Genomic DNA, 11,460 nt, shown 5'->3' with positions numbered 1-11,460 from the left:
CGTGCGTTTCGTTGAAAGATCCAGACCAAGACCGAGCTGTGTCATCGGGGAACCCCTGAAACTTGCCTTCTCCCAGGATAGTCGACCCAGACGTCAACGCCAGGACTTTTGCAGACCTTCCCTAGATCACCAAGCGTCAGCAATTGCGGCAACGCCACCTCGCGTATCTGACGGTCGCATCGTCGATACCATGTCGAAACTCAGCACGCCGACCGCGGGCCCCAGCGCCAAAGTTTCGCAACGTCGCGTGCCCTCAACTTATCCACACCCTCCTCTGGACAACTTTTGTACAACCCATCTGACACATTGTGGGCGAAACCTTGATAAAAACGCGCCTGACCCAGGTCGCACAAAAGTTTTCCCTGGCTCCGTGTTCCTGTTCGTGCACGCTCCGCAGGGTTATCGATTCCGCATCGCCTTGATCCGTAAACGAAGTTTCAAGTTATCCACAGAAGAAGGCGAGGCTTGTTAACTATTACTACGTATACATATACAAAGACTATAAAAACCAGAGAGACACCCGCGCGGCACGCTGCACAAGCGAGCATAGCCGGCAGGTATACGCTCAGGCCAACGGTAAACAGATCTCCGTAACGAGATCAGCAGGCGCCGTATCCTTCGGGCTATTCAGATACTCCTCGAACACCGGCGCGTCGGCGGCTTCTCGCCCGGATTGCACGAGCCACGTTCCATACAGCCACTCATAAGCCGCACGCATATCGCTATACGGTCCTTGATGTCGCAACACCGCGTACTCACCACCCTTCACATGCGCCACGGAAACCGGCGGACTGACCGTCACGGACGCCTGAACCGGATGCGGCAACAACACTCCAGCCTTAGACCGCAGCTCACTCTCCGCAACGACACCCGGATCGTCGTAGTAAACACCGATCATGCGCATCTGCGCCGCGAGCAGATTATGTTTCGCCAGCCAGCCGAACAGCGCATCGAACGCTTTGCCGATCTGCATATACGGCCCAATGTGATCGACCGACAAAACCTCCATCGGCTCCACGTGACGAATCACCACTTCACGCAATGTCATTTGATCGTCTCCTGATAGCACCGGACGAAACCGGCAACGTGTGCCTTGCTTGCGATGCTGCGCCGGCGGCGTGCCGAACACAGCGCGAAACGTGCGGGAAAAAGATTGCAGACTGCTGCCGCCGGAGCGTTCGGCAATCTCCGGAATCGGCATCGAGCCGTTCGCCAGAACGGATGTGAGCCAAAGTATCACGTCCGCGTTTACCGAATCCTGCGAAGTTCACCTGAACTCAGCGGTAAACATACGCTGCAGTTAAGCGCCCGCTGACACCGCCACGCCGCAAAACTTTGCCGAATTTCGATAACACCTCGAATAATGGCTCACTACCATCGGCTGAAACCTGTCCGCCCATGCACCGCAAAGCCTTGCGGGATCGAGCCGGCGGCACCGTCAGGGAGCACCCGATGAAATCAGAGTCCAACAATCAGCACGTCGGTAAAGTCACGCATCACGAGTTGAAGCAGACGCTCGGCACGTGGCAGCTGTGGGGCATCGCGGTCGGTCTCGTCATTTCCGGCGAGTATTTCGGCTGGAGCTATGGCTGGGCAAGCGCCGGCACGCTCGGCTTCGTCATCACGGCGATTTTCATTGCCGCGATGTATACGACGTTCATTTTCAGTTTCACCGAACTCACCACCTCGATTCCGCATGCGGGCGGCCCGTTCGCGTACGCCCGTCACGCTTTTGGTCCGACCGGCGGTTATCTGGCCGGCGCGGCGACGCTCGTCGAATTCGTGTTCGCGCCACCGGCCATCGCGCTTGCGATCGGCGCCTATCTGCACGTGCAGTTTCCGGGTCTCGAGCCGAAACATGCGGCGATGGGCGCTTATCTCGTCTTCATGGCGCTGAATATCGTCGGCGTGCAGATTGCCGCGGCGTTCGAGCTGTGCGTGACGCTGCTCGCGATCTTCGAACTGCTCGTTTTCATGGGCGTCGTGTCACCCGGTTTTCAGTGGTCGAACTTCGCGAAGGGCGGCTGGTCGGGTGCCGACACCTTCAGCATGGGTTCGTTTCACGGCATGTTCGCGGCGATTCCGTTCGCGATCTGGTTCTTCCTTGCGATCGAAGGCGTGGCCATGGCGGCCGAAGAAGCCAAGAACCCGAAGCGCTCGATTCCGATCGCCTATGTCGCCGGCATTCTGACGCTCGTGGTGCTCGCCGTCGGCGTGATGGTGTTTGCCGGCGCGGCTGGCGACTGGACAAAGCTGTCGAACATCAACGATCCGCTGCCGCAGGCGATGAAGTTTATCGTCGGCGAACATAGCGGCTGGATGCATATGCTGGTGTGGCTCGGCCTGTTCGGGCTGGTCGCGTCGTTTCACGGCATCATCCTCGGCTATTCGCGGCAAATCTTCGCGCTGGCACGGGCGGGCTATCTGCCGGAGTGGCTCTCGAAGGTGCATCCGCGCTTCAAGACGCCGCATCGTGCGATCCTTGCGGGCGGCGTGGTGGGCATCGCGGCGATCTACAGCGACGAGCTGATCCAGTTCGGCGGCCAGACGCTGACAGCGAACATCGTGACGATGTCGGTATTTGGCGCTATCGTGATGTATATCATCAGCATGTTGTCGCTGTTCAAGCTGCGCCGCACGGAGCCGAACATGGAGCGCCCGTTCCGCGCGCCGCTGTTTCCGGTTTTTCCGGCGTTCGCGCTGGTGGCCGCGGTGATTTGTCTGGCAACGATGGTCTACTTCAATTTTCTGGTGGCGGTCGTGTTCGCAATCTTCCTCGCGCTGGGCTACGTCTACTTCCTGATGACGCGGCATCAACGCGAAGCCGCACCGGCGGACGCTTTGCTCGAGGAATGACGGATCGAGCCGCTGCGCGAGCAGCGGCGATGGAGTCGTAAAGATGAGCTACATCGAGACGATCGGCAGCCGCACCTACCGCTTTGCCGATCTGAAGACACTGATGGCGAAAGCCAGTCCGCAGCGTTCCGGCGACCAGCTCGCGGGCGTGGCGGCGGCGAGCGAGGAAGAACGCGTCGCCGCCAAGATGGCGCTCGCGCAATTGCCGCTGCGCACCTTCCTCAACGAAGCGTTGATTCCCTACGAAAGCGACGAAGTCACGCGCCTCGTGATCGACGATCACTCGCCGCAGGCATTCGCCGAAATCGCGCATCTCACGGTGGGCGATTTTCGCAACTGGCTGCTGAGCAGCACGACCGATGCCGAGGCGCTCACGCGTATCGCCGCGGGTCTCACGCCGGAGATGGTCGCAGCGGTGTCCAAACTGATGCGCAATCAGGATCTGATTGCGGTAGCGCGTAAACGTCCGGTGATTACACGCTTTCGTAACACAGTCGGCTTGCCGGGTCACATGTCGGTGCGCTTGCAACCGAACCATCCGACCGACGACGTCAAAGGCATTGCCGCCTCGATGCTCGACGGCCTGATGTACGGCTGCGGCGACGCGATGATCGGCATCAATCCGGCCAGCGACAATCTCGCCGCGATCACCAAGCTGCTGCTGATGATCGACGACTTCCGTCAACGCTATCAGGTGCCGACGCAATCGTGCGTGCTGACCCACGTCACCAATACGATTGCCGCGATCGAAAAAGGCGCGCCGGTCGATCTGGTGTTTCAGTCGATTGCCGGCACGGAGAAAGCGAACGCGGGCTTCGGCATTTCTCTCGCGCTGCTGCAGGAAGCGTATGAAGCGGGCCTTTCGCTGAAGCGCGGCACGGTTGGCAACAATCTGATGTACTTCGAAACGGGCCAGGGCAGCGCGTTGTCGGCAGATGCGCATTTCGGTGTGGATCAGCAAACTTGCGAAGTGCGCGCGTATGCGGTCGCGCGCAAGTTCAATCCGTTCCTTGTGAACACTGTGGTCGGATTTATCGGACCGGAATATCTCTACGACGGTAAACAGATCACGCGCGCCGGTCTCGAAGATCATTTCTGCGGCAAACTGCTCGGCGTACCGATGGGATGCGACATCTGCTACACGAACCATGCCGAAGCCGATCAGGACGACATGGACAATCTGCTCACGCTGCTCGGCGTAGCGGGCATCAACTTCATCATGGGCATTCCAGGCGCGGACGACGTCATGCTCAATTATCAAAGCACGTCCTTCCACGACGCACTTTACGTGCGTGAGGTACTCGGCTTGCGCCGTGCGCCGGAGTTCGAAGAATGGCTGGAGTCGATGCAGATCACCGACTCGCGCGGTGCGTTGCTCAGTGCATCGGCACAACAACCGCTGCTGGAAGGCGCGCCCGACTGGATGGGCATCGCATGAGCGACTTCCTCGAAAAGAATCCGTGGAACGCGCTGCGGCAGTTTACCAATGCACGCATCGCGCTGGGCCGCGCGGGCAATAGCCTGCCGACTGCGCCGCTATTGGCGTTCAATCTGTCGCACGCGCAGGCGCGTGATGCCGTGCATCATCCGCTCGATACGGAAGTGTTGCACGAGCAACTGCGCGCGCAAAACTTCAACACGCTCGACGTGCATAGCGCCGCGCCCGATCGCGAGCATTATTTACGGCGTCCCGATCTCGGCCGACGTCTATCGGAAGCAAGTCGCGTAGCGCTGGCGGCTGTCCCCGACGATTCGCCCGAGGTGGTCTTTGTCATCGGCGACGGTCTTTCGGCGTTCGCCGCGTCGAAGCAAGCTCTTCCGCTGCTGCAAGCGGTCGTTCCACGTCTCGCGGATTGGAAGATTGGCCCAGTCGTGGTCGCGCGTCAGGCGCGCGTTGCGCTGGGTGATGAGATCGGCGAATTGCTGAATGCCAAGCTGGTGGTGATGCTGATCGGTGAGCGACCGGGTTTGAGTTCGCCCGATAGCCTCGGCATCTATCTCACGTACGCGCCGAAAGTCGGCTGCAGCGACGCGCAGCGCAACTGTATTTCGAACGTGCGCCCTGAAGGACTCGACTATCCGTTGGCCGCACACAAACTGCACTATCTGCTGACGCACGCAAGGCGTCTGGGTCTCACCGGCGTCGGCCTGAAAGACGACAGCGATGCGCTGCTGGCAGAGACACCAGCAGCACCCTCGATCAGCGACGATTCAAACCCTGGCACCGCATAACAGATCGCACACAGGATCAAGCATCGGCCCGCTGCACCGGATGCGTGTCGAGCCACGCGTTCTCGTCGTCTTCGAAAAGACGGGAGCGCGTCAGGAAACGTAAACCGCTCGGCCGCTCCAGCGAAAACATTCCGCCGTTGCCCGGCACCACGTCGATGATCAACTGCGTGTGCTGCCAGTATTCGAATTGCGATTCGCTCATGTAGAACGGCACGTTCGCAATCGTGCCGAGTTTCACGTCGGACGAGCCGACCATGAACTCGCTTTGCGGAAACATCATCGGCGCGCTGCCGTCGCAACATCCGCCGGATTGATGGAACAGCACGGCCCCGTGCTCGGCGCGCAACTTGTCGATCAACTCGACGGCGGCCGGCGTTGCGATTACGCGGGCGACTTCCTTCTTATCAGCCATCACATGCCCTTGCAAAAAAGAGAGCGAGCCGCACAGTGCGGCTCGCCCGAACAGGAGCGCGGTGCTTAGAAGAAACCGAGCGGCTTGTCGCTATAGCTGACCAGCAGATTCTTGGTCTGTTGATAATGGTCGAGCATCATCTTGTGATTCTCACGGCCAATACCCGACTGCTTGTAGCCGCCGAACGCCGCATGCGCCGGATAGGCGTGATAGCAGTTCGTCCACACGCGGCCCGCCTGGATCTGACGGCCGAAGCGATAGGCGCGCGTGCCGTCGCGCGTCCACACGCCGGCGCCGAGACCGTAGAGCGTATCGTTGGCAATCTCGAGCGCTTCTTCTTCCGTCTTGAACGTCGTGACCGACACGACCGGCCCGAAGATCTCTTCCTGGAAGATGCGCATCTTGTTGTTGCCGCGGAATACGGTCGGCTTCACGTAGTAGCCTTTGCTCAACTCACCGCCAAGCGCATTGCGTTCGCCGCCAATCAGACATTCGGCGCCTTCCTGTTTGCCGAGGTCCACATACGAGAGGATTTTTTCCAGCTGTTCCTGCGAAGCCTGCGCACCGATCATCGTCTTGGTATCGAGCGGATGCCCTTGCGTAATCGCGGCGACACGCTTGAGCGCACGTTCCATGAAGCGGTCGTAGATCTTTTCATCGATCAACACGCGCGACGGACAGGTACACACTTCGCCCTGATTCAGCGCGAACATCGTGAAGCCTTCGAGCGCTTTGTCGAAATAGCTGTCGTCCTCGCTCATCACGTCCGCGAAGAAAATATTCGGGCTCTTGCCGCCGAGTTCGAGTGTGACGGGAATGATGTTCTGGCTCGCGTACTGCATGATCAGCCGCCCGGTCGTGGTCTCACCGGTAAACGCGATCTTGGCGATGCGCTTGCTGGAGGCGAGCGGCTTGCCGGCTTCAAGACCGAAGCCGTTCACCACGTTCAGTACACCCGCGGGCAGCAGATCCTGAATTATCTCGACCAGCACGAGAATCGAAGCGGGCGTTTGCTCGGCAGGCTTGAGCACCACGCAGTTGCCGGCGGCAAGCGCGGGCGCGAGTTTCCACACCGCCATCAGGATCGGGAAATTCCACGGAATGATCTGCCCGACCACGCCGAGCGGTTCATGAAAGTGATAAGCGACCGTGTCGTGGTCGATCTCGGAGAGCGAGCCTTCCTGCGCGCGCACGGCGCCGGCGAAATAGCGGAAGTGATCGATGGCGAGCGGAATGTCGGCGGCCATGGTTTCGCGCAACGGCTTGCCGTTGTCGATCGTCTCGGCTACGGCGAGACGCTGCAGGTTCGCTTCCATCCGGTCGGCAATGCGGATCAGGATATTCGCGCGATCCGCGGCCGAGGTTTTGCCCCACGCCGTTTTCGCACGATGAGCGGCATCGAGTGCGAGTTCGACGTCGGCTTCACGCGAACGCGGAATCGACGTGAACGCCTCGCCGGTGATCGGCGACACATTGTCGAAGTACTCGCCGCCCACGGGTTTCACCCACTCGCCGCCGATAAAGTTCGCATACTGCTTTTTGAACGGGAATTCGGTGGTCAGGAATTGCATCTCTGCATGGTTCATCTGTGTGCTCCTCACATGTTTGAATGGGCTATATTCGGCGCGATATTTCGCTTGGCCGCCTCAGGGTAGAGCCAGAAGCGTGCCAATGCACCGCGCTGGTGACCCATGCACACGCGGCAGGCACTAGCGCACGGCATGGCGCACGAGGTTGTTCAGTCGCTATCAAGGGAGCGTCACATTTTTGAGCAATGCACGCAGTGCTGTTCATCCATTGAACAGTGGGCCTGTGGGCTGGCGGTACGATTCGAGTGGCGAGGCGTCGGAGTCGTTCGGCATGGGAATTGCCTTTCCGTTTTACCCTCATGTTCCGTTTGCGCAGATCCGGTATGACGATCGACACTTTCCGCGATAGCCTGGCCGCTTCGGCACTGACGCCGCAGCCGAGCTTCTGCGTGCAGACCCGCGTCGCCCATGATGCCGACGAGCAGGCGCGTAACCTTCATGGCTGGAGCCAGACCTACGACCAGTTGACGGCGGGGTGTTTTGTCGGCGGCCTGACGGAGTTGTGTCTTGATCACATGCAGGTGTTCGTCGAAACGACCAGCCACACGCTGCGGCAAACCTGCGAAGTGCAAAAGGACGCCTACTGGTTTGGCATTCCGACTTGCCCCGCCGGTTCCGGCCGCATCGACGCGCAAGTGATCGCCGGCGACGCGCTCGCGTTCCGTCCGGGCGGAATCGAATTTGAGCTGCTCACCTCTGCGGGTTACGAGATTTTTGGTGTGGTGGTCAAAGGGGAGGTGCTGCGCCGTTACGCGGAGCAAGTGGAGCGCATCGGTCTGGCCGACCCCGTGCCGAATACGCAGGTCGTGCCGATCGGCATGGCGCGCAAGGAACAGTTGTGCGCCACGCTGCGTCAGTTGCTCGACGATGGCGCCGTGCGCGGCACGCCGCTATCGTCGGTTGCTCGCAACAATCTGCAGGCCGCGGTGCTGGCTTCGCTGTTCGACGTCGGTGCGTTGCCCGCTTTGGAGTCAGCTTCGGAGCAGGTTGTGATGCCGACGCGGCCGCGTCGGCAGTCGATCGTGTCGGAAGCGCGCGACTATGTGCTGTTCAATCGCGACCGCGCGGTGAGCGTGCCGGAGTTGTGCGAGCAGTTGCATGTCAGCCGGCGCACGCTGCAATACTGCTTTCAGGACGTGCTCGGCATGGCGCCCGCCACGTATCTGCGCGCGATTCGCCTGAATGGCGCGCGGCGCGATCTGTCGAGCGCATCGCGCGAATCACGCTCGGTGCAGGACGTCGCGGCGGCTTGGGGCTTCTGGCACCTGAGCCAGTTTGCGACCGATTACCGGAAGCTCTTCGGCATGCGGCCTTCGGATACGTTGAAGGCGGCGATCGGCGCTCACGGGGAGACGGCCGGCGCGGTAAACGCGGTCGCGCACTGACCTGGCCGGCTGCAAGCGCCGTGCGCTGCACCGCAACTGCAAAACTGGCTATGCCGTCACTTGCGCAACAGCCGCAACCCGTTCGCGACCACCAGCAGGCTCGCGCCGACATCGGCGAAAACGGCCATCCACATCGTGCCCAGGCCGATCACGGTCAAGACGAGGAACACGCTCTTGATGCCCAATGCAAGCGTGATGTTCTGCACCAACACCGAATGCGTCGCCTTCGACAGGCGAATGAATGCCGGAATTTTGCGCAGGTCGTCGTCCATCAAAGCGACGTCGGCGGTTTCGATTGCCGTGTCGGTGCCCATCGCGCCCATCGCGAAGCCGATGTCGGCGCGTGCCAGCGCGGGCGCGTCGTTGATGCCGTCGCCGACCATGCCGACCGTCGCGTGATCGCTCGACCACTGCGCGACCGCGTTGAGCTTGTCTTCCGGCAACTGATTGCCGCGCGCTTCGTCGATACCGACCTGCTGCGCGATCGCGGCGGCGGTGTGCGGGTTGTCGCCGGTCAGCATCGCCGTGCTCACGCCGAGGCGCTGCAATTCGGCGATGGCGGCGCGGCTCGTCTCCTTCACCGTATCGGCGACCGCGAACAGGGCCAGCACGCGTTCGGCGTCCGCCAGCATCACCACGGTCTTGCCCTGGCGTTCAAGCCCGTCGAGCCGTGATTCGAGCGACGCCGAGCAGCGTCCGAGTTCTTCGATCAACCGATGATTGCCGAGCCAGTAGGGCAAGCCGTCGATCTCGCCGCGCACGCCGCGTCCCGCGAGCGCCTCGAAGGCGTCGACCGTCAGATGGCTGACGCCGTCGGTCTTCGCGGCCGCCGCAAGCGCCATGGATACCGGATGATCCGAGCGTCCCGCGAGGCTCACCGCGAGCGCGCGGCAACGGACCGCGTCGACCTCGGCAAGTATCTCGAACTCGGTTTGCACGGGCTTGCCGTGGGTGAGCGTGCCGGTTTTGTCGAGCGCGAGCCGGGTCAGCTTGCGGCCCCGTTCGAGAAATGCGCCGCCCTTGATCAGAATGCCTTTGCGGGCGGCCGCGGCGAGACCGCTGACGATCGTCACCGGCGTCGAGATCACGAGCGCGCATGGGCACGCGATTACCAGCATCACCAGCGCCTTGTAGATCCACGCTTGCCACGCTCCGCCGAAGAGAAGCGGCGGCACGATGGCTACGGCGAGCGCGACGGCGAACACGATCGGCGTATACACGCGGGCGAACTGGTCGACGAAGCGCTGCGTCGGCGCCTTGGTGGCCTGCGCTTCTTCGACTGCATGGATGATGCGCGCGAGCGTCGTGTTGCCGGCGGCGACGCTGACGCGATAGTCGAACGACCCGGTCTGGTTGATCGTGCCGGCGAACACCGCGTCGCCCGTCTCCTTGTCGACCGGCAGGCTTTCGCCGGTGATCGGCGCCTGATTCACACTCGAGCGGCCCGCCACGATCTCGCCGTCGAGCGCGATCCGCTCGCCCGGCTTTACGCGGACCACGGCGCCGGGCGCAATCGCCTTGAGGTCGATGGACCGCCAGCTGCCGTCGGGCTGTTGCACGCTGGCCTGGTCGGGCGTGAGCTGCATCAGGCCCTGGATCGCATTGCGGGCGCGGTCGAGCGACTTCGCCTCGATCAGTTCGGCGATGGTGAAGAGCACCATCACCATGGCGGCTTCCGGCCATTGCCGCAGGATCAGCGCGCCGGTCACCGCGATGCTCATCAGCGCGTTGATGTTCAGGTTGCCGTTGCGGATCGCAAGCCAGCCCTTCCTGTACGTCGTGAGGCCGCAGGAGAGGATGGCGAGGATCGCCAGAGCCGCAGACACCCAGACCGGTGCACCGAGCCAGCCTGCGGCCTCTGAACCGGCCGCGGCCACACCGGCGAGCACCAGCGGCCACCACGGTTTGGGCGGCGCGTGCGGAGCGGCGGTGGGCGGTGCGTGCGGATCGGCGTCCGCCAGTTCCGGCGTGAAATCGAGCGAACGGAGCGCGGCGAGGATCGAGTCGAGCGCCTCGGGCGCGTGGACCACCGTCAAGACCCGCTGCATCAGGTTGAAGTCCATGCTGCGCACGTGCGGCATGCGGCTGAATTTCTTGCGGATCAGCGCTTCCTCGGTCGGGCAATCCATCTGCATGATGCGAATGGCGGTGCGCAGGTCGCTGCCGACGGCTTCCGGCTGCGGCAGCCGGACTGGTGCCGACGCGGCTGCCGCCGTCGCGCAACAAGGCGTCTCGGCGTGACTATGAGCGTGGCGATGGTTGCTGTGGTCGTGGTCATGGCCGTTGCCATGGTCTTGAGCGTGGTCGCCGTGGCCATGGTCGCACTTCGCGCCGTGACCATGAGCCGGGTCATGCGCATGAGCATGGCCGTCGTGCCCGTCGGTACAGGCTTTCGCCCTTTCCAGGCGGTCGGTTTCGGCATGGTTGGCTTGAGGCATGGTGGCTTCCTGGTTCGATTTGTGGTCTAGTAAACACCTTGAAGCCACTACAAGGTCAAGGCCGCCATCCGGAGGGTCCATGAAAATCGGCGAATTGGCGAAAATCGCCCATTGCACGACCGAAACCATCCGTTTCTACGAGAAAGAGAGCCTGTTGCCGGAAGCGGAGCGCACCGAGGCCAATTACCGCAGTTACACGGCAAAGCACGTCGAACGGCTGCGTTTCATCCGTAATTGCCGCGCGCTCGACATGACGCACGACGAAATCCGTGCGTTGCTGCGTCTGACCGACGCGCCGGCCACCGGCTGCGGCGGCATCAATGCCTTGATCGACGAGCACATTGCGCACGTCGATACCCGCATCGACGAACTGAAGCAGCTCAAAGTGCAATTGACCACCTTGCGCGAGCAATGCCACGGCGAACAGGCCGTGGAAGATTGCGGCATCGTGCACGGGCTCAACGAAATGGATGTGAGCGCGCCGCGTGCGCGGCATACGCACCTAGGTTGATAGCCTTCGGCCGTCGTCACCTCGACGGCCGCGACCC

General features: G+C 61.8%; 9 protein-coding genes. 5 read left to right on the top strand and 4 right to left on the bottom strand.

All coding sequences use genetic code 11. The annotated features are described in order from the left end of the window. Positions 1-565: 565 nt before the first annotated feature. Positions 566-1,048, bottom strand: a complete 483-nt coding sequence (locus AC57B1_RS04580) for an AraC family transcriptional regulator (RefSeq protein ID WP_496416767.1) — start codon at positions 1,046-1,048, stop codon at positions 566-568. A 404-nt stretch (positions 1,049-1,452) separates the two neighbouring features. On the opposite strand from AC57B1_RS04580, the gene eat reads away from it, so the two are divergent. Genes eat through eutC form a run of 3 tightly spaced genes read left to right on the top strand, consistent with a single transcriptional unit; the run spans position 1,453 to position 5,088 of the window. Continuing rightward, the gene (eat, locus tag AC57B1_RS04575; RefSeq protein ID WP_496416766.1) at positions 1,453-2,856 is read left to right on the top strand and encodes an ethanolamine permease; all 1,404 of its coding nucleotides are present in this window, start codon (positions 1,453-1,455) and stop codon (positions 2,854-2,856) included. 43 nt (positions 2,857-2,899) lie between these two features. Beyond that, a complete protein-coding gene (locus tag AC57B1_RS04570) occupies positions 2,900-4,294 on the top strand; it encodes an ethanolamine ammonia-lyase subunit EutB (protein ID WP_496416765.1) in 1,395 nt (464 codons plus the stop codon). Then, positions 4,291-5,088 carry an ethanolamine ammonia-lyase subunit EutC gene (eutC, locus tag AC57B1_RS04565; RefSeq protein WP_496416764.1) on the top strand — a complete coding sequence of 266 codons (798 nt, stop codon included), beginning with the start codon at positions 4,291-4,293 and terminating at the stop codon, positions 5,086-5,088. The genes AC57B1_RS04570 and eutC overlap by 4 nt, the downstream gene beginning before the upstream one ends. Before the next feature lie 16 nt (positions 5,089-5,104). Here eutC and AC57B1_RS04560 read toward each other — a convergent pair whose 3' ends face one another. Together AC57B1_RS04560 and adh are read right to left on the bottom strand one after the other, a co-directional pair. Then, on the bottom strand, positions 5,105-5,500 hold the full coding sequence (locus AC57B1_RS04560; protein ID WP_496416763.1) for a DUF779 domain-containing protein: 396 nt from the start codon (positions 5,498-5,500) through the stop codon (positions 5,105-5,107). 65 nt (positions 5,501-5,565) lie between these two features. Beyond that, positions 5,566-7,086: an aldehyde dehydrogenase gene (gene adh, locus AC57B1_RS04555; protein WP_496416762.1), complete on the bottom strand. Its 1,521-nt coding sequence runs from the start codon at positions 7,084-7,086 to the stop codon at positions 5,566-5,568. A 326-nt stretch (positions 7,087-7,412) separates the two neighbouring features. On the opposite strand from adh, the gene AC57B1_RS04550 reads away from it, so the two are divergent. Further along, positions 7,413-8,474, top strand: a complete 1,062-nt coding sequence (locus tag AC57B1_RS04550) for a helix-turn-helix domain-containing protein (RefSeq protein WP_496416761.1) — start codon at positions 7,413-7,415, stop codon at positions 8,472-8,474. Between the two features lie 56 nt (positions 8,475-8,530). On the opposite strand, the gene AC57B1_RS04545 is transcribed toward AC57B1_RS04550, so the two are convergent. After that, positions 8,531-10,912 carry a heavy metal translocating P-type ATPase gene (locus AC57B1_RS04545; protein ID WP_496416760.1) on the bottom strand — a complete coding sequence of 794 codons (2,382 nt, stop codon included), beginning with the start codon at positions 10,910-10,912 and terminating at the stop codon, positions 8,531-8,533. 79 nt (positions 10,913-10,991) lie between these two features. Between AC57B1_RS04545 and cadR the strand changes: the two genes are divergently transcribed. Beyond that, positions 10,992-11,423 (top strand): Cd(II)/Pb(II)-responsive transcriptional regulator, encoded by a 432-nt coding sequence (cadR, locus tag AC57B1_RS04540; protein ID WP_091797368.1) that lies wholly within the window; start codon positions 10,992-10,994, stop codon positions 11,421-11,423. The last annotated feature ends 37 nt before the right edge of the window (positions 11,424-11,460 follow it).

The organism is Paraburkholderia sp. BGA-UO-ETr-F21 (assembly GCF_059567925.1).
Note: the sequence above shows the minus strand (reverse complement) of the source record. Positions and strands in the feature narration are given on the sequence as shown.